The following is a 23,236-nucleotide window of genomic DNA, read 5'->3' as shown; positions in this document are numbered from 1 at the left end:
GCGCTGAACCCGGCTCCAGTAGCAAGATCCCGGGGTTCAGGGCGCGCCTCGGGCTGTCCTCTGCGCCTCCGCCTCCGCCCGCAGGTCGAGCAGCAACCGTTCCGCCACCCGTTCCTCGTGCACGGCCACCCCGTGGGAGGCGATGGCACGGTCCAGGCCGGCGTCCCAGGGCGCAGGTGTGAGCCGCCCCGGGGGCGGTGCGGTATGCACCCTTTCAGCCGCTTCGAGATAGTCCTCGGTCCCCATACGCCAGGGCCGCGCCCCGGTCCGGACCATGACGTGTGCCGCGATCCGCAGCCCCTCGCCGTCGAAGTCACCGTGGTAGCGCAGCTCGCTCCCGCATGCTGCCAACCTCTGCAGCAACGCCACCGCAGCGTTCCCGGGCCACCCCGAGACACACACGAGCGGCGGGCAACCTGTGCCCAGCCGCCGCTGGGCCAGAGCCAGGACCGAAGGGTTCTCCACCACGTGCACCACGGGGGAACGGCACACGAGTTCCTCGGCATCGAGTTGGTCCAGGGTGACCGACACGGCCCGTCCGGCCTCTGCCCACGTGCGGAGGGTCGAGGGCAGCGGGCCCGCCCCGCCCGGGCGCAGGCCGAGCACCAGAACGTTCGAGGAGTGCGCATCGCAGTCCACCCCGAACGCGCCCCACAGGTCCCTACGCTCTTGTGCGTTCTCCGGCGCTGGCTCGGCCCGTAGCGCCGACAGAGCTCGCAACACAGCACGTGACAAGGGGCGGTCCTGGTCCAGCCCGTGGGGGTCCCCGGTGGCCTCGGCTGCCAGGTCGGGAAGTGGCCTGCCGTCCGGCAGCGGCAACGAGGCAACCACGTTCAGGGCCGTGTCCAGGCGTTCGCGCAGCCCCCGGCTCCCGCTACTGGGGACGCCCTCGGACCGCACCTGTTCCACCCACCCCAGGAGAGCGGGTTGGGCGGTCACCACCGGGTGGCTGCCCAACCAGGTCCACAGGGCCTCGCGCTCCCCGGCCACCCGAGCCTGTTCCGCGGCCCGGTCCGTGAGAGGCCCGACCACCGTTTCCACCACGGTGCGGGCGTCCGTCCCCGACAGCGCCAACGCCGCGTCCAACCGGTCCAACCGCACGGTCGCCCTGGGGCCGGGGTAGGTCGCCCACCCCAACAGGTCGGCCAACGCCTCCTGCGCCGCATCGTCCAACCTCTGCACGGTCACCGAACGCACGGCCCTGCCGGAGGACAACCGGTCGTGGACCGCACGCCACAACGGCAGCAGGGCGTCGTCCGCCAGGTGCCCGGGCACACCGTCCGCGCTCACCGCTCCTCCCCGTCGGCCTCGAGGGACGTCCCGGTCCACACCCACCGGGCGGTGGTGATCGCATCGTCCTCCTCACCGGGTTCACCGGTCAGGAGCTGATGCACGGCGATCCCGTCGAGCTCGGCGTAGGTCCCCCACTCGTGGTCGCTGGTCAGAACCAGATCCAGCCCCAGGTCGACCAGCAGCCCGAAGATCTGCCCGCGGTTGGTCGTGTCCACACCCACGAAGACCTCGTCCAACAGGATGAACCGGGGAGCGCCGGGCGCGGTGGCATAGTGAGCGGCCACCGCGGCGAACAGGGGAAGGTGGAGCGCGATCGCTTTCTCACCACCGGAGAGGCTGCCGTGCACCCGCTTGGTCAGCGTCTGGCGGCCCGAACCATCGCCCTTGTCCAGCTCCACGACGAAACGGTGCCAGTCGGTGTAGTCCAGCACCTGGGCCAGGTGCTCCTCCCAACCGGAGGTGGAGTCCTGCGCACGCGCATCGTCGATCCGTTCCCGGAAGAAGGTGTGCAGCACCTCCCGCTGCCCGTCGCTCAGCCGGCGGGGGTCCTGGACGAGCAGGTCCCTCGCTGCCTGTGTCCCGTTCGGGGCGTCGTCGGCGACCTTCCACCGGAGCCGCACGGAGATCCCCGAAGCCGTGCGCACCTTCTCCAACCGGTCGTTCATCTCCTCGACGAGCCCGTTCGCCCGCCGCAGCCGGTCGGCCAGGTGGCGCCGGGTGTCCCCGGTCAGGACACGGTCGAAGAGCCCGCGTTCCTCGTCGGTGAGGTCGTTCTCCCGGGTCTGCTGCTCCCGCACGAGCGCTTCGTACAGCCCGCGCGCTCCGACCCGCACCCCGTCCAGGAGCGCGTTGACCTGCTGGACCCCGTCCTCGGTAATCAGCTCCAGATCGGTACGGCGGTTGAGGGTGTCGCGGGCCGAGTACACGGTCTCGGCGACCTTGCCCCGGGCCCTGTCGGCCAGCTCGGGTGTGTGGTCGTCGCGTTGCGAAGTCGCAACCACGGCCCGGGCCGTGTCCAGGGTGCCGCGGACGGTGGCTTCGGCCTCGACCGGGATCTGCATCCCCGAGTCCTCGTACAGGACCGAACCCATCAGAGCGCGGAAGTGCTCGGCCGCCGCGTCGCGTGCACCGACTGCCGCGGTACTGGCCTCCTGCCGGGTGCGGACCGTCGCCGCCAACGCACCGCTCTCGCGCTCCAGCTCGCGCTGCCGGGTGCGGAGCATGTCCAGCTCCGTGCGCAGTGCACGCAGGTGCCGGTCGGCGGCGCTGATCTTTTCCTGCACGCGGCGGTGCTCCACACCCATGGTGGAGTCCAACGCGGACAGCCGGGCGTGCAGGTGATCGGCGTCCGACTCGGCCTCGGCCGCCGCACGGCCCGCACGTGCGGCCTCTTCCTGCGCGTCCTGGGCCAGGGCACGTTCCTGCGCCAGCCGGTCGGCCAGCGCGTACACCTGTACATGGCGGTCGAGCCAGGGGTCCACGGCGCGCTCGAAGTCCGCGACCCCGGAGCGAGCAGTGTCCAGCGCCTCGGTGCCGTACGGCAAACGGTGGCGGGCCGCGAGCGCGTGCAGGTGCTGCTCGGCCTCGGCCACCAGCGGTACGTGAGCTTCCAGGCGCTGCTTTCGGCGTTCGAGCACCGTGTGCCGGTCGGCGAGGCGTTCCTGCGCCGAGTGCAGGGCGAGGGCCGCTTCGCGCGCAGCGGCGTCCGAGGGAGAAGAAGCGGCCTCCTCGGCGAGGGTCCGCCGCCGTCGGGCGACCTCCTCCTGTCGGGTGCGGGCCTCCTCCAGGGCGCGCTCGAGCCCCTCCAAACGGGCAGTGAGGGCGGCCACCGCACGCTCCCTGGCGCGCTCGCGGGCCAGGGCCCCGATGTGGGCCGGCTCCGGCTTCGACCACTGCCCGTGCATCGGCCCTGCCCACCAGCGGCCGTCGGCGCTCACCCCGACCGCCGCGCCGGGGCGTTCCGGGCCGGAGACGGAGTAGGCCACGCCCGCGAGCAGCGCGTGCACGTGCTCGCCGGAGACCGGGGAACGCTGTTCCACACGCAGGACTTCCAGCAGGCTCGGCCCCTCCACCGCGCGTGCGGTGGCCGCGGCGACCGTGTCGCCCGCCAGGCCTCCTTCGGGCACGGTCCCGTCCGGCAGCAACCAGGCGTCCAACAGGCCCGAGGCCTCCAGAGCCGCCTCCACACCGGCCCGGACCCCGTGGGCGACGCCGGGCACGAAGTCCACCAGCTTCCACAGCGGCGCGCCAGGCCGCCCTGCACGGTCCGCGGTACGGGTGGGAGGGGCCGGGGGTGCGGCCTCGGCCCGTGCGGACACCGACTCCAACTCCTCGGCCACCCCGTCGCGGTCGGCCCGCACCTGCGCCTCGTGGCGGTCGGCATCCTGTGCCATGGCCGCCAGGTCCTCTCCGGCCTGCTGCCGTGCTGCAGCGACGACCGCCCCCGGGCCGGTGCCGAGGTCCCGGTCGATGTGGTCCACCAGCGTCTCGGCGTCCCCGACCGGCAGTTCCCTGCACGCTTGCGCCCACTCGGCGACCGCGGAGGCCAGGTGGTCGACCTGGACGTCGAGGGCGGTGGCGGCGGCCTGGGCCTGTTCCTCGGCCTCGGTCAGCTCCTCGCCGGAGACCGCAAGATCGGACTCCAGTTCCTGCCGGCGACGGACTCGGGACCGGTGGTCCTCGGCGGCGCCCCGTACCTCCTCGATCCGGGACCGGCGGTCGTGCGCTGCAGCCCTGAGCAGTCTGCGGACGTGGTCCACGTTTCCGTCCCCGCCCGCATCCAGCTCGGCCCCGGCGTGCTCGAACGCGCCCTCCAGGTCGGCGGTGCGCGCGGAGCGTTCGGCCGCGGCCGCGGCATCCCGGTGCCTGCTGTCGGCCCGGTCGTGCTCCTTGGACAGTCCCTGAGCCCGGTCGGCGTGGTGAGCGGCCGCCCCCTCGCGCCTCTGCGCCTCGGAGACACGGGCTGATGCCGTGGACGAGGCCTCCTCAACACGTTCGCGCAGCAGCTGGATGTCGCTGCCGGCCTTGTAGGCGTCGCTCTCCCTGAGCCCCTGCAGTTCACCGGAGACGGTCGTGATCGACGCGTCCAGCTCACCCTCCCGGTCGGACAGCCGGGACAGCTCCGCCTCGGCGTCGGCGGCGCTGCGGCGCGCCTCCTGCTCCTCCCGCCTGCACCGTTCCATCCCGGAGGTCGCCGAGGTCAGCTCGGCCGCGGCGCCCCTCAGAACACGGGAGGCGTAGACCCGCTGCCGGTCGGCGAGGCTCTTGGCGGCAGCGACCTCCTTCTCCAGGGACTGCAGCTCCACCCGGTGGCGGTCGAGGCGCTCGAACCCACCGGCGATGTCGGCGAGCTCCCCGTGCCCCAGCGGCGGCAGCGCACTGGAGAGCAGCGACGACAACAGGTGCGGGTCCAGGCGCTCGGAGAGCTTGGGTGTGCGCAACTGCAGCAACGCGGTGATCAGCGCGTCGTAGCGGTCCGGGGCCAGCTCCGGGTAGAGCGCCGTACGTACCGCCGACCGGTAGTCGTCCGGGCCGCCGTGGACCGTGCCCAGCCCGTTCCCGTGCACGGCCTCCTTGAGCTGGGCGACGGTCAGCGGCTGGTCCCCGGCGGTGAGCAGCGACAGGTCCTCGCCCACACGCCCGCGCGCGGTGAAGTAGGTCGGGACCACCCTGGTGGCGTCGCGTGTGGCCTGCAACCGGGCGCCCACCGTCAGGAACTCGGGTCCGTCCTCCCCGGGCCGGGAGAACTCCAGCCAGACGTAACCCACCCGGGTCGCCCCCGGGTAGCCGTGGCCGATCATGTTCCAGTGCATGGCCCTTTCGTTGCCGCCGAAGGTCGACAGGCGGTTCGGGCGCAGGCTCGCATCCAGCAGGAACGGAAGGAGCAGCTCCAGCGCCTTCGACTTGCCGGTGCCGTTGGGCCCCCGCAGGAGCAGCCGGCCCCGGTGGAAGGTGAAGACCTCCCGGTAGTAGCGCCACACATTGAGGATGCCTGCGCGGGTCGGCCGCCACCGGCCCGGTGGATCCCCAGGGCCCGCCGCGGTGGCGGGGGAGTGGAGCGATCGCGCACCGTTCATGACTCTCCTTCGAAGGCGGGACGGTCGACGGTATAGCGGTGGGCGGCGGGGAGCGCCCGGTAGGCCGCCGTCGTGCGGTCGTGATCGGCGGCGGCCAGACCGTGCCCCACCAGCACCGCAGCGGCCTCGCGGGCCAAGCGTTCCGCGCCTCCCTCCGAACGGAACGACCGCGCCCACGAGGGCCGCTGCTCCAGCAGGGCCTCGACCTCGGCGACGAGGCGGCCCAGGGGCACCGTGGCCGAGGAACCGGTAGCCGCGGATTCGGTCAACAGGTCCAGCAGCAGCAGCGCGGTCTGCTTCACGTGGCCCTCACCCGGGAAGCGGTCATCGGTGGCCGGTGTGGCCGACGGGTCGGCCAACAGGTACCCCTCGGCGCGTTCCTCGAGCTGGAAGCCGGCCTCCTCGGCGGCTCTGCGGAGCAGGGACCGCCCGGTCAGCGAGGCCGCGTACTCGGCCTCCGCGGCGGTCAGGTCCGCGAAGTACACCACCGGGTCGTCCAGAAGCCTGCGCATCAACGAGTGGCGCGCCCACAGCAGCTCCTGGTTGCGGGAGGGGCCGGTCTCCGCGGTCTCGGACCGGTCGCCGTAGCGCTCCTCCTCCAACACCGCCGGCAGGTCCGGACGGGCGCCCGCCACCCGGGACAGAGGGACCGGCGCGCTCAGCAACCGGGCGATTCGGGCGGTGTCGGCACGGTAGAGCACGAGCGCGTCGTCCCCGGCCACGTACGACTCGGTGTTGCCGTCGAGTGCGGTCAGCGCACCGAGGCGCTCCAACAGCAGCAGCGCGTCCACGAGCGCGGACCGCTCGGCCCGCACCGACGAGTCGAAGTCGGCGATACCCTCCTCCAACGCGCACGTGTGCGCCACACGTCGGGCCAGCAACCCGATCGTCGTCCTGTTCAGCACCGTCAGCTCGGCCGCCGCGAGGAAGAAGAGGGTGTACCGGCGCCGGTCGAAGGGGGCTCCCGCTCCGCGCACCCGCCGGGCCGGGCGCGGAGGACAGGCGTGGGAACCGGGCGCACGGACCTTGGCCAGGCGCGCGTACCCCTGTCGCGGCTCCACCGTGAGCGCCCACCCGCAGAAGTAGTCGAACCAGGCGACGAGCTCCTCGCGGCGGCGGCGCACCGCCACGAACGCGGCCTCGTCCGCCTCCCGGGTCAACAGCGGACGGGTCAGCAGAGCACGGATCCCGTCCTTCATGTCGTCCCGCGTCTCGACCACACGCCGGTTGGCCGACCGCCCGCCCGACGGCCCCCTCACCGGCGCTCTCCGGGAACGCCGATGGAAACCGTGTGATCGGGCCCGGTGAACTCCCCGAGCGGGGTCCGCAGCGTCGCCGAGCCGCTGTCGGGGGAGGGCGGGCCCAACACGATCTCCAACCGCCCGTCGGAGGTCAGCGCACGGCGCAGCCCATCACTCGACGGCGGTTCCGAGAGTGCCCGCCCCAGCAACGACAGCAGGTGTTCGAACAACGTGTGCTCCAGGGTTCCGAAGGAGGACAAGGCCACTGACCCGTCCGTGGAGAGCAGCCGCAGAGCCTGATCGGCCTCGGCCTGCTCCGCCAGGGCCCGCTCCCGCCGACGTTCGACGGTCTCACCCACATCGCGTACGCGGGCCGTACGTGCCACACGCCCCGAACGCCCCGACGAGCGCAGATTCGGTGAGACCGGTACCGGGTCCGCGTCCGTCCACGGGGTTCCGGGTGAGATGAGTTCGGCGTCGTCGTGCGCCAGTACCGCGTGCCGGGCCGGGGAGAGGCCGGTCAGGGAGGACCACACCAGAGGGAGCTCTTCCTCGGACACGGCCCCCGCACACCATCGGGCCGCGGTCCGCAGGTCCTCGGCGGTGCTGGAGGACCGGCGCCGTGACGCGGTGATGCGCTCCAGCGTCTCCAGCAGCGCCCCGATCGCGCGCCGTGCCACCTCGTGGAGCCGGCGCACACCCTCCTGGCCCTCCGCCGTGGGCGCGAACCACAACCGCAGCCCCTCCCACTTGGCCCGGCGGCCCGCGAGCCAGTCGGCCCGGACCCGGTCGGTGGCGCTGGGCGGAAGATTGGCACCGGCCAGGGCCCGCTCCAGCATCGGCTCGACCCCGAGGGCCTCGACCCGGGCCAGGGCGTCGGCGATGGTGTGGGCCCGCACCTCGAGGTTCTCGACGAACTCCTCCAGGTAACCGACGGTCGCACGCTTGACCTCGTGGAAGGTGTCCAGGTCGGCGCCCTCGGAGCGCAGCAGCCTCTGCAGCTCGTTGTTGAAGCGCTTGGTGTTGTCGCGCAGTGAATCCAGGTGGCCCTCGAGCTCCTGCAATGCGGTGAACACCCGGCTGTCCGTCCCGGCGGCGCCGGGCTCGAGCAATGAGTACAAGGTGTGCAAACGGTCGCCGATGGCGTCCAGTACCGCCGTCTGCAGGGCGCCCTTCTCCTTCAACCGGTCCAGGACGAGCTTGATCCCCGCGAACTCGGCCTCGCCCTGAGCGGTGAGTGTGTACTGGACGTTCTTGCGTTCGAACTCGGCGGCCGTGGAGTAGGAGGCGGTGTAGCTCTGGGAGGACTCCAGCAGGTCCAGCGACTCCAGGTGGCGCAGAGCAATGCCCACCGTGTCCTCGTCGACCGGCTCGGCGAACCCGGTTCCGGGAACACGTGCGTGGACCTGCTCGGCCAGGAGCGCGGTCTCCAACCGCTCGTTGGCGTCGTTGAACACGTGCAGGATCGCGAAGTAGAGGTCGCGGCGGTTGCCGGAGGTGAAGTCGAACACGCGCGGCGGCAGACGTTCGAAACCCGGCATGGGCGGCCCCGTTTCATGTGTTCGCGGAACTCCGACTCACCCGATCCACCGTATGTGTGCCGTCGCGGTGGTATCGGCGGATCAGGCAGGAGCCGATCCTGCAGATTCTCCAGAACCCCGAGTGCTGCACCGCCTCTTCCCCGCACATGGAGGGCGTGCGCATCGTGGAAGGCTTCTGGGAGACCGACCGACTGCGCGTGTGGGGGATGGATCCCCGTACGCCGGAGCCCTCGCCCGGTCGTCCCGGCCGCACCCTGATCCGTACACGGTCCCGGGCCTGGGGCCGCCCCGGCCCGGGTCAGCCCTCCCAGGGCCAGGGGGCGTCCGCCCCGCGTTCCAACAGCGGGATCATCCGGAACGCGGCGTCGCTCAGGCCGCCGAAGGTGTGCCGGGTGCCGGTCCCGGACGGCGCGTGTCCGTGCCGGTACCCGGCCAGGTTCCAGGTGTACATCGGGACCGGAGCCGGGACCTGTGCGTCCGGCGTCCCCAGGCGGGAGGGCGCGGCCTGCTCGTCGGTGATCAGAACGACGCGGTCATGTCCCCGGTAGTGGGCGCGCAGAGCCGCCGAGGTGTTGGTGCCTCCCCGCCACGAGAACCGGTCCATCACACGCAGGACCGCGTCGCCCCGCGCGACCTCCACCGGACCCGAATCGGTGCCGAACTCCACCAGGTCCGCGTTCCGGCAGCGCAGCGCGAGGGCGGAACCGAACACCGCCGCCGCGTCCGCCCGGTTCAGGTCGGACCGCGCCGACAGCGCACCGCTCATCGACCCCGACCGGTCGACCAGCACCAACGTGCGCCCCGAGAGTTCCGGGACCTGGGCCAGCGACGCCTGCAGGCCGCGTTCGAGCGCCTGGCCCCACCGCAGCGACGGCGCCGCACGGTGGGCGGACAGGAAACGCATCGGCAGCTGCCGGGAACGCGCGACCTCGGCGGGGTCGGCCAGGCGCGCCGCGACCTGCTCGGCCACGGCGTCCGAGACACCCGAACGGTCGAAGTTGCGCAGGTTCCGCAGCAGCGCCATGTACCCCATCGACGGGATCAGCGCCTCCCACAGCCGCGCCTGGTCCACCCGTCCGCCGGCCAGCGACAGGGCGCCTTCCCATGTGAAGCCGGCCCGGCGCAGCTCGTCGGGGTCCAGGAGCAGCTCGGGGTCCCGATGCACCCGCTCGGGAAAGGCCCCGTGTGCGGCGACGAGCGGCAGCGTCCCGGCGTCCGGGCGCACCCCGCGCTCGTTGCGACGCTCGTGCGCGTGCACAAAGAGCGCGCTCTGCCAGGGCCGGTCGGCCGCGGGCGAGGCGTGCACCAGGTTGAGCACGTCCGAGAACCGCCAGGCACGCGAACCCGTGTCGTACTTGACCAGGGCACGCTCCGTGTACAGGCGCTGGACCGCATCGGCCACCCCGCGCTTGAGGGGCTTGGGCAGCGCGCGCCCGTACCGTCCGGTCCAGTACGCCAGGGCCTCACCCGGTTCGTCGGCGCGGGCCAACACGGCCGACACCATCTGTCGGGAATGTCCGTGCTCACCGGCCTGCACCCGGGCACGCACGCCCTCGAGCGCCGCCACCAGCGACGCCGAACGCATGTGGGCGCCGTGCCGCAGCCACCGCACGAACCCCGTGAACCACACCGGATCGGCGACGGCGACCTCGTGCACCAGCTGCACGAACCGGCTGTCGCGCTCTGCTGCGGACTCGTAGAAGGTCTGCTCGCCGACCATGTTGTGCACTGCCAGCAACCACAGCTCGGACTCGGCCGACCGCCCGTGACCGGGCCCGCCCTCGTGCGTCGCCCCGGTGGGCGCCGCCTCGGAGAGCACCGGGCTGATACCGGCGGGCCGGGCGCCCGGACGGTTGAACTTGGCCATGGGGGGCTCCTTCCGGTCCGGGAGGAGCCGAACACCGGCGGACGGGCCCGAGATCGGAACGGCCCGGGGTACGAAGGCGCTCTACGCGATTGAGCTACACCGGCCTCACGACCGGCGACGGGACTCGAACCCGCAACAACCCCATCCTGAATGGAAGTAACCCCGGGCCTGCGCACCGGGCCCGTCCGTCGGCATCCTGCCTCCCGAGATCGTGGTGCACCGGGAGGGTGCTGAGCCACGACCCTAAGGGCCAGGACCGCCGTGGTTCCAGGGGTTTTTGCGACCCGGTCGGAGACGCCGGCCCTCACACGGGCGCCCGGGCCGAGAGGAGCGGGGAGACCCTGCCTCGGCCGGTCGCACGTTGCCGTCTCCGGTCCGCCCCCTCTGCAGGTAGGGGCGGGTGCGTGAACTTTGCCTTCCTGGAGTAAATCTTGCTGGGAAACTAATTCCTGGATAGAGTCCTCCCGAAAGCGACACGTCGTACCGCCAGGAGGGGAACCATGACCCAGCCCGTCAAGCTCAGCATCATCTACTACTCGTCGACCGGCACCATCGCCGAGATCGCGCACTTCCTTGCAGCCGAGGCAGAGGCGGCCGGGGCAGAGGTCCGGCTGCGCAGAGCCGCCGAACTGGCCCCCGACGCGGCGATCGACTCCAACCCGGCATGGCGCGAGAACGTCGACGCCGACCAGCACACCCCCGAGGCGACACCGGACGATGCCGTGTGGGCCGACGCGGTGCTGTTCGGGACGCCGACCCGCTTCGGCAACGTCGCTTCCCAGCTCAAGCAGTTCCTCGACTCCCTGGGCGGCCAGTGGCAGCAGGGCCTGCTCGCCGACAAGGTCTACAGCGGTTTCGTCTCCAGCTCGACCGAGCACGGCGGCCAGGAGTCCACGCTGCTGGCGCTCTACAACACGATCCACCACTTCGGCGGCATCCTGGTCGCCCCCGGCTACACCGACGGCGCCAAGTTCGTCGACGGCAACCCCTACGGCACCGGCCACGTCGCCGGTCAGGGCGAACTCAAGGTCGGCGACGTCACCAAGGACGCGGCGCGTGTGCAGGTCCGCCGCGCGGTCTCCGTCGCCGCGGCGCTGAAGAACGCCTGATCACCGCATGTGCTGCCGGGTCGGGGCCGCGCCGCCCCGCCCCGGTCCTCGGCGGCCGTCACCCGCTGCGGTCAGCAGGTGCACGGTCGGCAGCTCGCAGGGGCCCGAACCTTCCACCCCCTCAGTTCTCGTGGAACACGGCCAGATCCACCTCCGGCGCCCCCGTGTAGATCACCCCCTCCTCCGGCGAGAGCGGCTCACCCGAGGCCGCGTCCATGCAGTGCGCGTCGAACATCGCGGCCTCGTCGAGGGGGTACAGCGTGCGGTCGGAGGCCACCCAGCCGCGGACCAGCTTCATGGGGATCTCCACCCCGTCGGGGCGGGTGTGTGAGACCTGGTCGGTGAAGCTGCGCAGCACCACCGACGCGAGGTCCCCGCGGGCGAGGGCGGTGCACAACCGTTCCACCACTTCCGGGTGCTCGACCTCGAACCCGTCTGCCCGGCGGTCGATGGCCGTGGACCGCGCCATTCCGGTGTGCAGGGTGAGGATGTGGTTCTGGTGGGGCAGATCGGTGAACAGGGCCGACAGCAGGACGTGGGAGAGGGAAAGCGCCATGTCCCGAGTATCGCCCGCCCGACCCGGCCCGGAGGGGTTGTCCACAGGCCGGATTTCCGGCGCCTCGTCCACCGGTTTCCTGCCCGGGGAGGCTGCGCGATCGGCGGCCGTTCGTCGGTCCCCGGCCGTAGGCTGAACGGGACTGTGTCCCGCTTCCCTCGCAGCCACCACGACCCCCGGAGCGCTCATGGCCGAACCAGCCCCCTCACCCCTCGTCCACCGGGCCGTACTCCCCGTACAGGGGGACGGCGATTTCGACCTCCTGGCCACCGTGCGCCGCCGCGGCGTCGACTGGGTGCGCAGCAAACACCGCCAGGCCGTGATCCCACAGGCCTCGGGGCGGCACCTCCTCGCGGAGCACGTGGTTCTCGACGTGGCCAGCGCTTATGCGCAGGACGGAAGCGAGACGGGGGTGCGCTTCCGACTGCGTGAGGCCAAGGAGGAAGGCCTCTGGCAGACGACCCTGACCGCGGTGAGTACCGGGCCGGGGGAGGGCTGGGCCGGGGTCGACCTGGAATACAGCCCTGAGGAGGGGCAGGCGGTGACCGACCCCAAGCCTCCACGCGTGATCCGTGAACTCACCGGGCACCTGCCCGTGCGTGACGGCTCCGCGCGCGTGCACCAGCGACCGGCCGTCATGACCGGGGTGTACATCCCACAGCTGGTCAGGGTTCTGACCAATGCCCAACGCCGCCTGCCCTGCATCGTCGCCGCCCGCCCCTCCAAACGGCCGGACCCCGAGTGGCGACGGACGGTGGACAACCTGTTCCGACAGGCCGCAGGGTTCGCCACCCTGTACGAACTCGAGGACTCCGCCGCGGCCAACGCCCTCAAGGCCGAACTCGGACACGCTCTCCGCATCGATCCGGGTGGAATCCGCACCTACCTGCCCGGGCTCGACCCCGAGGACCCCGGCGACGCGCACCGGCACCGTGTCCTGTCCGCAGCACGGTTGACGGGTGTCCGGGGCAGGGGAGGGGCCGCGGTTGTGGCCCGCGGGGTGCAGGACCGCGCGCGTCAGGCCGTGCAGCCCTCCGCGCTCCGGCATGCGGCCTTCGCCGATGTCTTGCGCCAGGAACGCGAGTCCCGGGAGCGGGAGCTGGAGAGCGTACGCGCCGCGCCCGACCGCAACTCGGTGGAGGAGCTCCGTGCCGACCTGAAGGAGACCGCGGCGCTTCTGGAACTCGCGGACAAGGAGATCGCCGACCTGCGCAAGAGCAAGGAGCTCGCCGAGCTCCGGGTCGCCTCGCTGACCGAACTGAACGAAAAACTGACGTCCGACCTGGAGGACGCGTTCGCCGACCATTTCGTGGACCAGCACGAGCTCCACCGGGTCCAGAACGAGGTCGGCCGGCTCCGTGCGGCCCTGCGCCGCACCGGTCGCGAGGACGAGATCCGGTCGGCCGAGGCCACCGAGGTGCAGGAGGCCCCGACCTCCTTCGACGAGCTCCTGGGCGCCTGCGCCGGCCGCCCCCGCGTCTGCTTCACCGGGGACGAGTCCCAGGCCCTCGAACTCGACGAGACCGGTGGTTCCAAGGCCGCCGTGTGGGCCGGAAAGGCCTGGCGTGCGCTCGTCTCCCTGGACGGTTACGCCGCCGCCAAGAGCGAGGACTTCGCCGGGGCCTTCCACGAGTACTGCAGCAACCCCCCGGGCGACGGGGAGGCCGTCGCGCTCAAGCAGCTCGCGATGTCGGAGAGCCAGGTGACCCTCGACAAGTACGGCCACGAGCGCATCTTCCCCGTCCCGGAAGACATCGCCCCCGAGGGCGAGGTGCTCATGGAGGCGCACATCAAGCTGGACTCGCGCGGTTCGATATCTCCGCGGGTGTACTTCATGGACTGCACCGCTGAGCACGGGATCGTCGTCGTGGGTTACATCGGCCGCCACCTGACCAACACCAGGACCAACTGAGACCGGACTCGCGCCCGGCCCGCAGCCGCTCGCCCTTGCCGCTCACTGGGTGCAGATCCGCTCTTCTATCCTGGATGAGCCCTCATGCGACACAGAACTGGACAGGGAGCACTCGGATGCCGGACCGGTGGTGGGACAATCCCTCGGAGTTCCCCTGGGAACAGGCCGCTCTCGACCACGTCAAGGAGAGCTTCCTCAGACACGGCACATCGAACCATTACCGTGCTTGGCCGGGCTTCACGTTCACGGCCCACAACCAGCGCATTCGCGAGTGCGACCTGTTCATGGTCACCCCCACCGGGGCCTTTCTCGTCGAGATCAAGAGCCATCCCGGACACGTCGTCAACCGGGGTAACCAATGGACCTTCTCGGGCGGGGACCGTTTTCGGCGCAGGACCATCACCAACCCCCTGCACCTGACCGACCAGAAGGCCAAGGAACTCAAGAGCCGCCTGCAGTGGGCAGTGGGCCAACTCAACCTGCGTGTCACCGTCCCCTTCATCGAAGCCGGCGTCTTCCTCTCGGACCCGGGGCTGCGTGCGGAATTCGACGAGGTTCAGCAGGTCAATGTGTTCGGGCGCGACGGCAAGGAGCAGCAGACCCGGTTGCCCGGCATCTGGGACCGTTTCCTCGGCGCGCCCAAGCGCCGCGTCGATCCTGACTTTCTCCGACATGTGTCCCGACTCATGGAGAAGATCGGCATCGTTCCGATGGACCGGGCGATGCAACTGGGGGAGTACAACCTGGCCAAACGTTCGATGGACAGCGGGCCGACCTGGACCGACTACGAAGCCGAGCATGCACGGCTCGGGTCCGAGACCCGGGTGCGGCTCTACCACTACGGGGAGCACGCCGACGCGGACGAGCGGCGCTCTGTCGAGAAGGCCGCCAAACGCGAGTACATGTCCCTCGGGGGCATCTCCCACGAAGGCATCGTGAAGGCCGAATACTTCGGTGTCCTCGAGGAGTCGGGCAAGGACCTGGGGCCGGCTATCGCCTTCGCCCACCGAAAGTCCTGGCAGCAGTTGGACCATTTCATGGCCGACCGCGGTGCGGAACTCCAGGTCGACACTCGGATGGAGATGGTGCGCCAGCTCGCCGAGGCGGTCAACCACGCCCACCGCAACCGCCTCTACCACCGGGCCCTGGCCGCCCGCAGCGTGTGGGTGGAGATGGACGGCAATTATCCCCGTCTCCACATCGCCGACTGGCAGGTGGCCTCCCGGGAGAGCGTGCGTCTGCGCGGTGGCCGTACCGGGCAGACGAGCGGGGCGACCGCACACCTGGAGGAGGCCTTGGGGAGCCGAGCGCTGGCGGCACACGTCGAGCGGGCGGCCGCGGGTTACCTGGCACCTGAATTTCCCGACTACACCGGGCGTGCTGCCCCCCAGGACCTCTTCGGCCTGGGTGCGCTCACCTATCTGATCTTCACGGGTCGGCCCCCGGCGCGTGATCGCCCGGAGCTGAGCCAGGCCATACAGGAGCACGGATGCCTGACCCCGGCTGCGGTCAGCGATGACATCATCCCCCAGCTGGACACGCTCGTGCGCGAGGCGACCCAGCGCTCCCCGGGCGAACGGATGGCAACCGTACCGGCGTTCCTGCGCGGCCTCGACGTGGTCGAGGAGTACCTCACCCTGCCCGAGGTCATCACCGACCCTCTGAATGCCCGGCGTGGTGACCAGGTGGTCCAGGGGTGGAAGGTCAGTGAGGTACTCGGCAAGGGCGCAACGGCCCGTGCCCTGTTGATGCACCACGAGCGCACCGGACGTGAACTGGTCTACAAGGTCGCGCTCAATCAGGAGTCCGCTGCCCGTGCTCTGCGCGCCGAAGCGGAGACCCTGCGCGCGGTCGGTTCCCATCCCCGGATCGTGCGCCCCGCGTCCGCGGAGGAAGGGGGAACGCCCGGAATCCAGGAGGTGGGGGAGCGCACCGTGCTGCTCCTGGAGCGCGCCGGCCAGAGAACCCTGGCCGACTACCTGGCGCGTCAGGGGTCCCTGACCACCGGTGAGCTGCGTACCTTCGGCCAGCACCTGTTCGAGTCGGTGGAGTTCCTGGAGGACCGGGAGGAGGAAGTCTTCCACCGCGACATCAAACCCGCCAACCTGGGGGTGCACCAGACCCCCAAGAAGGCCCGGGCCCTGGTGCTCTACGACTTCTCCCTCTCCCGGACGCCTGTCGGCAACACCTCGGCCGGCACCCGCGGCTACCTCGACCCGTTCCTGGGGCCGAACCGTCCCTACGATGCGTTCGCCGAACGGTATGCCCTGGCGGTCACGCTGCACGAGATGGCCACGGGTGAACTCCCTGTCTGGGACGAGGACGGGGTCGACCCCGAGTTCCTCGATAGTGAGGTCACGGTCCCGCGCCTGTCGAAGGACGCGTTGAAGGCCTTTCCCGGTCCGGTCGAGGACGCGTTCCGCAGGTTCTTCCACACGTCGTTGCACCGGCGCACCGGGCAACGGTTCGCCTCGCTCTCGGCCATGCGTGAGGCCTGGGAGGGATGTTTCCACACGACGTCCCACCAAGAGGCCAAGGAGGAGGACGAGGAGACACTCAGGCGCAACATGGAGAGCGCCGAAGCGGCCACCCCGCTGCATCTGGCGGGGCTGACGCCGTTGGCGGTGGACACGGCCCGGAGGATCCTGCGCTGTGAGACGGTCGGGGAGCTACTGCGCAGGCCCGTCAGGGACATCACCCACATGCGCGGATCGACGCTGGCCGTGCGCAACGAACTCAACCGTGCCGCCACCTACTGGCGCAAGCGCCTGGACGTGGCCGAGTACGCCGTTCCCACCCCCGCCAGGCTTCCCAGCGGGGCTGACGACGAGACCAAGCGCAGCGCGTCCCTGGACCAGGTGCTGCGCCAGTTCCTCCCGGTCACCACCGATGACAACAGGGAATGGGTCGGCGTCGTACGTGAGTTGATCGGCCTGCCGGAGGGCAAGCAGGGCTACGCGGACTGGTGGCCCACCCGGCGGGAGGTCGCAGAGAGACTGGGCCTCACCACTGCCCTGGTCGACCGGAGCCTGGACAAGGCACACACCCACTGGAGCAAGAACGCCTCCCTCCTGGGTTCGGTGCGTGGGGATGTCGAGGGCATCCTCGAGCGCGGGAACCGGGTGGGCGAGGTCCGTCAGATCGCTTCGGAACTGCTCGCCATGAGGGGTTCCTCCCTGGATGGGTACGAGCGGGCCGTCTTCGCCCTGGCCGTGGTGCGTGTGCTCGTCGAGTACGAGGCGCAGCGGCAGGAGCAACGGTTCGTGGTGCGGCGTTTCGCCCGCGGGGTGATCGCCGCTCAGGTGATCGATGACGACCCGACCGTGCCCGTCGAGAGCGATCTGCTGGATTATGCCGCGCTTCTGGGCCGCCGTGCTGACCAGCTCGTCGACTTCGGTGGCGCCGATTCCTTGCCCGGCCCCGGGACGGTGCGCGATGCCCTGCGCGCGGTGGACACCCCCGAGGGCATGGAACCCTGGAACGACACCGCCTTGGTCCGGACGGCCGTGGCAGCGTCGGAGCGGGCCGAGGCGACACCGCGTCTGGAGCTGTACCCCGACGACCTCGACCTGGATCGGGCGCTGCGCATCACTCAGGCGGTCGGCTATCTGGGTCGGCCCGGGATCAAACCGGAACAGATCCAGGACCGTGTCCGCTCGCGGTTCCCCGCTCTACCCACGCCACAGGAGGGGCAGCTCCGCGAGCTGCTGCGGGCCCGCCATCCGCACAAGCTGCGGGAAGACGTGGTGGGTGAGAGCGTGCGCTGGTTCATCGAACCGGAGTTCACCACCTATGAGCCCTCCACCCACACCGGTCACCGGGAACCGGGCAGGGTGGACGCCGTGTCCCAGGAGACGTGGGAGCGTCTGGGACGTGCGGTGGAACGGGGCGGTTACCGGGCGTTGAAGACCTGGCTCCCCGACACCGAGCGCAGTGCCGAGCAGATCGGGAACATGCCGGGCGTCGTCCCCTTCGATGTCTCGGCCGAGTTCGTCCAGGCCATGGACGAGGTCCGACAGGAGAAGGGCAAGGGGCTGACCTGGCGCCATCTGACCCAGGCCGACAGCAGCCGTCCCAGGCCGCGACCTTTCCAGACCATGCTGGAACTGGCCCTGCAGCGTGTGGGCGAGCGGGTGCGTGAGGCCGGCTCCGCTGCACACCACGGGCACGGTGTGGTGCTCCTGCACCGGGCCACGCCCCTGGCGCGCTACGAGCAGGGACGCGCCCTGCTCGGCCGGCTGGCGGAAGAGGCACGGGAGTCCGGTCGGTCCCCGCACGGACTGTGGCTGCTGTGTCCGATGCGCGGCCCACAGTCCCCGGCTTTGTTGGACGGGGAACCTGCGGGCATCATCGCCGATGCCGAACAGGTGCTCCTGCCGCGCGGGTTCTCCGCGCCGGAGCCACTCCTGATGGGCTGAGGTCTGCGTGGACGCTGGCCCCCGGTCGCAGGGGAACAGCGTCCACGTATGTCGGTGGCCGAACAGTGACCGAGGCAGGTGCACACGGGTTTGTCACGTGTCCCTGTCTCCCGCGCGCACACGGATCTCCCCGCGCAGGCGCACGGCCTGCGGATCGGTGAAGCCCTCCAGGGCCTCCAGGGCGGCCTGCCGACTCTCGCGCGCCGCTTCGTGGTTCCCGGTCGCGGCCGACACCGACGCCAACCGGTCCAGGCAGACCGCGAGCTTCCACCGCAGGCCCTTCTTCCGGTACCCGTGTACGGCCTGCAGGTAGAATTTGGCGGCCTCGCCGGGCAGCCGGAGAGCGTCGTAGGCCACGCCCGCACCCTCGAAGGCCTCGGCCTCGCGCGCATGGTCGCCGATCCGGCGGTGCAGGACGGCAGCCTCGTGGAAGCAGGCCAGGGCCTCCTCCGAGTTCCCGAGATCCACGTGGACCCGGCCGAGCTCCAGGAGCGCGAACCCTTCCCTGACGGAGTTGCCCAGTTCGCGGGCGACATCGAGGGCTCGCTGGGCCCACTCGAGTGCGCGGTCGGTCCGGCCCAGCTCCCGCCATGCCGCGCCCACGCAGACCAGGCAGGCGAACTCGCTCATCCTGTTGCCGGTCTCCCGGTGGATCGCGACGGCCTCTTCGGCCGGCGACACCGCCTCCTGCGGGCGCCCCGAATCGAGCAGCGCGTCGGCCAGGTTGCCGAGCGCGATCCCCTCCCAGCGCCGCTCTCCCAGGAGCCGGACCTCGGCCAAGGACCGTTCGAAATGGTCCCGTGCCTCGTCGAGCCGGTGCTCGCGCAGCAGGGCCAGCCCCAGAGCGTTGAGCGACATGGCCTCGCCGAAACGGTCGCCTGCCTCCTGGCGCAACCGCAGAGCGCGCTGGTGGTGGGCCTTGGCCTCCTCCCACCGGTGGGACTGCACGTAGGCCATCCCCAGGCTCTCCGACAGGTCGGCCTCGGCAGCCTGTTCCTGCTCGCGCCGTGCAGCGCCCAGACCGAGCAGGGTGGCGGTGACCCATTCGCTCATCGGAGCCCGGTACACGAAGTCGTGCCGCAGGACTACGGGCAGGCGCCAGGCGATGTGGTCCATGCCTGCCGACGCGGCGGTTTCGGCCATCGTGACCAGGTTCTTGGACTCCGTCTCGAACCAGCGGACCGCTTCGGAGTGTCCGGCGAACCCGGGAACGCCCTGCCCTGCACCTTCGCCCGATTCCGGGCCGGGCCCACTGTGGCGCAGGGGCGAGTCCAGCGCTCGGGCTGCGGAGTCTGCGGTCCGCAAATACCAGGTGAGCAGGCGCTCGAGCGCTTCGCGGTGCTGTTCCGGGTCCTCCTCGCGACGCGCTTGGTCCAGCGCATAGGAGCGCAGGAGGTCGTGGAAGCGGTACCGGTCGCGCCCGGACTGCTCCACCAGGTGCGCACCCACGAGGGAGTCCAGGATTCTGCGTGCCCGGCGGACCGGGACACCGGCCAGAGCGGCCGCAGCCCCAGCGTCGAAGTCGTGGCCCGGGTGCAGCCCCAACAGGCGGAACAGGCGCGCGGTCTCCTCCGGCAGGGCCCGGTAGGACCAGGCGAAGACGGAATGGACCGCGTCGGCCTCCTCCTCGTCATCGGTGGCCAGTGCGTCCCAGAGCCCGGACTCGTCGCGTAGGTCCTGGATGAGTTCTCCGAGGGGCATGTGGGACCGGCTCGCCGCACGTTCGGCGGCGATGCGCAGGGCCAGGGGGAGCTGCGCGCACAGCCGGGCCAACTCCGAGATCTCCTCGGGGTCGTCCTTGGGCCGGTCGTGCACGGTGACGTGTTCCAGCAGTTCCACGGCCTCGGCGGGGGCCAGGGTACGCACGGTGAGGCGCTGGGCCCCGTCCCTGGCGACCAAGCCGGAGAGGCGGTCCCTGCTCGTGATGAGCACCATGCACCCGGAGGAGCCGGGCAGCAGTGGACGCACCTGTGCGGCGGACGAGGCGTTGTCGAGCAGGACGAGGGCACGCCGGTCCGCCAGCAGGGAGCGGTAGAGGGCAGCACGGCTGTCGAGGTCGGCGGGGACCGTGTCGGCCGCGACCCCCAGCGCGCGCAGGAACCGGTCCAGCACCTGGTCCGGGGGCAGGACCGGACCCGGACCGTACCCGCGCAGGTCCACGTAGAGCTGTCCGTCGGCGAAGTGTTCCCGGACCCGGTGCGCCCAATGCAGGGCCAGCGCGGTCTTGCCCACGCCCGCGGTACCGGTGATGACGTGGATCGGTGCCTCGGGCCCCGCATCCTCCCCCGCACCGCGCAGGCGGGCGCTGAGTACCTCCGTCTCGCCCAGCCGGTTGACGAACCCGTGCACGTCACCGGGGAGTTGCCGGGGCACCGGGGGCCGGCCTGGGTCCGGGCCGTGCCCGTGGAAGTGCACGCCGCCCTGCACGTCACGCGCCTGCACGGCCCGGCCGGACACGTCCGCCATGCCGGTCCGCGGACCGGACGCTGCCCCGTCGGGGTCCTCGTCCGGGTGGGGGTGTCTGTGGTCAGGCACGGTGGGCTTCCGTCCCACCCACCTCGCGCGCGAAGTACCCCTGCAGGGGCTCGGCCTCGGCGTGCAGGGCGGCGATCTCGGCCCGGCACCGTGTGGTGACGGCGGGGTCGGTGAACCGTTCCCCGCCCCGGAGTACGCCCCGGTGGTCGTAGAGGATCTTGTACGTCACCTCGTCGCCCAAGTTCACCAGCTCCGGAACCTGATGGCTGCTCTCGAACCGCGCGAGGGGGTCGGCGGAGACGATCCGTACGTCTTCCCCGCACTGTGCCCGTAGGTGCAGCGAATGCAGTTCCCACAGCAGATAGGTCGTGAAAGGTCGTTCCACGACGCGGACCCGCCTGAGCGTGCAGCCCGACCGGGCGAGTTCGGCGAACGCCTTCTGCAGGGACGGGCGGCTCTTCTCCAGAATGCGGAGCGAGTCCGACCGTCGCCCTTCGCGGAAAGCCATCCAGCTCTCGCTCTCGGGCTGGTGGAAATCCTGCTGCCGTTCGAGTTTCCAGACGTCGGCGTCCCTGAGCGATGACAGTCGGGCGTCGAAATCATCCTGGTAGGGGGACAGTTGCAGACGTTCACCCGAAAGGCGGTCGACGGTGTCAAGCATCAGGGATGTCTGCTTTCGCTGATATCAGAGTATTGCGCGGGATGATGACCAGCCGCTCGTCCTCGGCGATGGCGGCGTCGTGGGGGAGCCGTCGTCTGTAGGTGTCGGTCAGGTCGCGGCCGATCACGGCGATGTCGCCGTTGTCGAGTTCCCACAGGTCGGGGCAGCCGCTGGCCTTGTCGGTGTTGCCGAGCTCCTTCGGCGACCTTCCGAGCCGGCGGGACATGGCGGCGGTGGGGTCTGCCTCCCAAGGACGTGTCATCGTGGGCCCTTCCGCGCACGGCTGGGGGGTTGGGTGCGCACCATAAAAATAGCACGGAATGCACGTGCTTCCTGGTGAGGAATGTGTCGCGCACGATCATGTTTGCCGCGTGGAGTGGTGGGGGTAGCGTCCTTCTCCGTAGGCGTTTCTGGTTATGTCCGGAACCGTGCTGGTCAGGGCTCTTTGTGGTTCCTGGAGTCGCGTTGGTCTTTTGCTGCGTATGTGTCTGGGATTCTACAACGACAGGGCGTGGAGTGTGTGTCCGGGGTGGCACGGTGGGCATTCCGGGAAATGCACCTGAAAATGCACGTGCATGAATTCGGCAGGGTGGAACAGCGGCAGGGTGGAACGGCGCCGGGGGAGATGGGGTCCGTGGGGCGGCCGTGGTCGGAGAAGCCGTTCCGGCACGTCGGCGCCCCGACCCAAGGGGTGTGGATCGGGGCGCCGAGAGGGGGAGTGGTTGGTGGGCTACGGGCGGTGGCCGATGCCGGCCGAGGTGAGGAAGGCGGTCCACTCCGAGGCGGGGAAGGGGAGATGGCCCGCGTCCGGGTTCTTGGAGTCCCGGACAGCGGCACCGCAGGGCAGGTCGGCGACCTCGACGCAGTTGTTGTTCACACCTGTGTAGCTGCTCTTGCGGAAGCTGGCGGGGGTGTGGGCGACCTCGACACAGTTGCCGTTGACGCCGCTGTAACTGCTCTTGCGGAAGTTCGGGGGGATGGCGGCGACCTCGACGCACTCGGCGCGGTCACCACTGTAGCTGGACTTGAAGAAGGACAGTCCGTGGTTAATCGACATGCTGCTCGCTGGACTCCAGGGTCTCTTGTAGGAAGCCGACGCTCTCTGCTGGGCGATGTGCGGCCGCGTTCAGGTTCGAGAAGATCGTTACATAACGCTGCACCGACGCGCTCTCCTGGACAAAGAGGCTATCCGTCGAGGTCTCGGTGTAGACGATGCTCGGATCCAGCTCGTTGGGAAAGTCCAGAAGGAAGAACGATCCCGACAGCGCAGCATGCATGCCGGCACGGAACGGCAGGATCTGGATGTTCACGTTGTGCCGCATCGCCATGTTGATCAGATGCTGAAGCTGCTCTCGCATCACCGATGGATCGCTGACCCGTCGATGCAAGGCTGCTTCGTCAATCACGGCCCACAGGTGGAGCGGATTGTGTCGAGACAGGGTGTACTGGCGTTGGATGCGTGCGTCGACGTTGCGACGTACTTCGTCATCCGTGTAGGCGCCGCCACCTCGAAAAACAGCCTCTGCGTAGGCAGGGGTCTGTAGAAGCCCGGGGATGACCTGACATTGGTACATGCGGATCATAGACGCCTCGACCTCGAAGTCGGGCAGGGCGTTGCCGCCGAACACGTCCTTGTACTTGGACCACCATCCCTTCTCCTTCGACTCCTGAGCCAGCTCCTGAAGTGCTGCACGTTGAGCATCGGAAGACCCGTATAGGTCGGCAAGCGCGTCGATGTCGCGAGGCTTGATTCGACGGGCTTCGGCGGCTTCGATGTTGCTCAACGTGGACTGAGGGACAGAGGCGTCCTTGGCGGCGGTGGAGAGTTTGAGGCCGTGCCCTTCTCGCAGTCGTCGCAGTTCTCGGGCTAGCCTCCGCCGTCGCACGGTGGGGCTGATCGGATGGTTCATGGGGGCAGCCTACTCAAGTCATTCTCGTATATCGAGTTTTAGTCTTGACATCCTGTATATCGCCCGACAAGATGTCAGTGTAGCCAGTGACTGAGAGGTCACACAGCGTCCTCGGTGCAGGCTACGCCGTGCCCCTTCCCGCCTGAGCGGGAACCGTGAAGCTCCACCCCTGCGGGC

General features: G+C 70.3%; 14 protein-coding genes. 3 read left to right on the top strand and 11 right to left on the bottom strand.

Annotated elements, in window-relative coordinates; genetic code table 11:
- Positions 1-36 precede the first annotated feature (36 nt).
- From IDM40_RS03145 to IDM40_RS03125, 5 genes are all read right to left on the bottom strand, one after another.
- The gene (locus IDM40_RS03145; protein WP_193120353.1) at positions 37-1,290 is read right to left on the bottom strand and encodes a TIGR02679 family protein; all 1,254 of its coding nucleotides are present in this window, start codon (positions 1,288-1,290) and stop codon (positions 37-39) included.
- The gene (locus IDM40_RS03140; RefSeq protein ID WP_193120352.1) at positions 1,287-5,369 is read right to left on the bottom strand and encodes a TIGR02680 family protein; all 4,083 of its coding nucleotides are present in this window, start codon (positions 5,367-5,369) and stop codon (positions 1,287-1,289) included. The genes IDM40_RS03145 and IDM40_RS03140 overlap by 4 nt, the downstream gene beginning before the upstream one ends.
- Complete coding sequence (locus IDM40_RS03135; protein ID WP_328806923.1) at positions 5,366-6,628, bottom strand: TIGR02678 family protein; 1,263 nt, start codon at positions 6,626-6,628, stop codon at positions 5,366-5,368. Before IDM40_RS03135 ends, IDM40_RS03140 begins: the two co-directional genes overlap by 4 nt.
- Complete coding sequence (locus IDM40_RS03130; RefSeq protein WP_193120351.1) at positions 6,625-8,151, bottom strand: TIGR02677 family protein; 1,527 nt, start codon at positions 8,149-8,151, stop codon at positions 6,625-6,627. The genes IDM40_RS03135 and IDM40_RS03130 overlap by 4 nt, the downstream gene beginning before the upstream one ends.
- A gap of 298 nt (positions 8,152-8,449) precedes the next feature.
- Positions 8,450-10,018 carry a TROVE domain-containing protein gene (locus IDM40_RS03125; protein WP_193120350.1) on the bottom strand — a complete coding sequence of 523 codons (1,569 nt, stop codon included), beginning with the start codon at positions 10,016-10,018 and terminating at the stop codon, positions 8,450-8,452.
- A gap of 500 nt (positions 10,019-10,518) precedes the next feature.
- Between IDM40_RS03125 and wrbA the strand changes: the two genes are divergently transcribed.
- On the top strand, positions 10,519-11,127 hold the full coding sequence (wrbA, locus tag IDM40_RS03120; RefSeq protein ID WP_193120349.1) for an NAD(P)H:quinone oxidoreductase: 609 nt from the start codon (positions 10,519-10,521) through the stop codon (positions 11,125-11,127).
- A 121-nt stretch (positions 11,128-11,248) separates the two neighbouring features.
- Here wrbA and IDM40_RS03115 read toward each other — a convergent pair whose 3' ends face one another.
- Positions 11,249-11,683 carry a hypothetical protein gene (locus IDM40_RS03115; protein WP_193120348.1) on the bottom strand — a complete coding sequence of 145 codons (435 nt, stop codon included), beginning with the start codon at positions 11,681-11,683 and terminating at the stop codon, positions 11,249-11,251.
- Positions 11,684-11,870: 187 nt separating this feature from the next.
- Here IDM40_RS03115 and IDM40_RS03110 point away from each other — a divergent pair, with 187 nt between their 5' ends.
- Both IDM40_RS03110 and pglW read left to right on the top strand, forming a co-directional pair.
- Positions 11,871-13,595 carry a hypothetical protein gene (locus tag IDM40_RS03110; RefSeq protein ID WP_193120347.1) on the top strand — a complete coding sequence of 575 codons (1,725 nt, stop codon included), beginning with the start codon at positions 11,871-11,873 and terminating at the stop codon, positions 13,593-13,595.
- Positions 13,596-13,711: 116 nt separating this feature from the next.
- A complete protein-coding gene (gene pglW, locus IDM40_RS03105; RefSeq protein WP_193120346.1) occupies positions 13,712-18,013 on the top strand; it encodes a BREX system serine/threonine kinase PglW in 4,302 nt (1,433 codons plus the stop codon).
- 93 nt (positions 18,014-18,106) lie between these two features.
- On the opposite strand, the gene IDM40_RS03100 is transcribed toward pglW, so the two are convergent.
- The 5 genes from IDM40_RS03100 to IDM40_RS03080 form a co-directional block, all read right to left on the bottom strand.
- Complete coding sequence (locus IDM40_RS03100; RefSeq protein WP_193120433.1) at positions 18,107-20,479, bottom strand: ATP-binding protein; 2,373 nt, start codon at positions 20,477-20,479, stop codon at positions 18,107-18,109.
- A gap of 61 nt (positions 20,480-20,540) precedes the next feature.
- Positions 20,541-21,149, bottom strand: coding sequence for a DUF6879 family protein (locus IDM40_RS03095; protein ID WP_193120345.1), 609 nt, complete (start codon positions 21,147-21,149; stop codon positions 20,541-20,543).
- Positions 21,142-21,411: a hypothetical protein gene (locus tag IDM40_RS03090; protein WP_193120344.1), complete on the bottom strand. Its 270-nt coding sequence runs from the start codon at positions 21,409-21,411 to the stop codon at positions 21,142-21,144. Before IDM40_RS03090 ends, IDM40_RS03095 begins: the two co-directional genes overlap by 8 nt.
- Positions 21,412-21,879: 468 nt before the next feature.
- Entirely contained in the window at positions 21,880-22,206 is a 327-nt protein-coding gene (locus IDM40_RS03085) for a DUF397 domain-containing protein (protein ID WP_193120343.1), read from the bottom strand.
- On the bottom strand, positions 22,196-23,059 hold the full coding sequence (locus IDM40_RS03080; protein ID WP_193120342.1) for a helix-turn-helix domain-containing protein: 864 nt from the start codon (positions 23,057-23,059) through the stop codon (positions 22,196-22,198). The genes IDM40_RS03085 and IDM40_RS03080 overlap by 11 nt, the downstream gene beginning before the upstream one ends.
- Positions 23,060-23,236: the final 177 nt, after the last annotated feature.

This window comes from Nocardiopsis coralli, assembly GCF_014892575.1.
Taxonomy (GTDB): domain Bacteria; phylum Actinomycetota; class Actinomycetes; order Streptosporangiales; family Streptosporangiaceae; genus Nocardiopsis; species Nocardiopsis coralli.
The sequence above is the reverse complement of the archived record's forward strand: the minus strand, read 5'-3'. Positions and strand labels throughout refer to the sequence as shown.

Coding starts and splice junctions, on each gene's coding strand:
- IDM40_RS03140 (WP_193120352.1), bottom strand. CDS start 5,369: ATGAACGGTGCGCGATCGCTCCACTCCCCCGCCACCGCGGCGGGCCCT.
- IDM40_RS03090 (WP_193120344.1), bottom strand. CDS start 21,411: ATGACACGTCCTTGGGAGGCAGACCCCACCGCCGCCATGTCCCGCCGG.
- IDM40_RS03080 (WP_193120342.1), bottom strand. CDS start 23,059: ATGAACCATCCGATCAGCCCCACCGTGCGACGGCGGAGGCTAGCCCGA.
- wrbA (WP_193120349.1), top strand. CDS start 10,519: ATGACCCAGCCCGTCAAGCTCAGCATCATCTACTACTCGTCGACCGGC.
- IDM40_RS03100 (WP_193120433.1), bottom strand. CDS start 20,479: ATGGCGGACGTGTCCGGCCGGGCCGTGCAGGCGCGTGACGTGCAGGGC.
- IDM40_RS03125 (WP_193120350.1), bottom strand. CDS start 10,018: ATGGCCAAGTTCAACCGTCCGGGCGCCCGGCCCGCCGGTATCAGCCCG.
- IDM40_RS03110 (WP_193120347.1), top strand. CDS start 11,871: ATGGCCGAACCAGCCCCCTCACCCCTCGTCCACCGGGCCGTACTCCCC.
- IDM40_RS03085 (WP_193120343.1), bottom strand. CDS start 22,206: ATGTCGATTAACCACGGACTGTCCTTCTTCAAGTCCAGCTACAGTGGT.
- IDM40_RS03115 (WP_193120348.1), bottom strand. CDS start 11,683: ATGGCGCTTTCCCTCTCCCACGTCCTGCTGTCGGCCCTGTTCACCGAT.
- pglW (WP_193120346.1), top strand. CDS start 13,712: ATGCCGGACCGGTGGTGGGACAATCCCTCGGAGTTCCCCTGGGAACAG.
- IDM40_RS03130 (WP_193120351.1), bottom strand. CDS start 8,151: ATGCCGGGTTTCGAACGTCTGCCGCCGCGCGTGTTCGACTTCACCTCC.
- IDM40_RS03095 (WP_193120345.1), bottom strand. CDS start 21,149: ATGCTTGACACCGTCGACCGCCTTTCGGGTGAACGTCTGCAACTGTCC.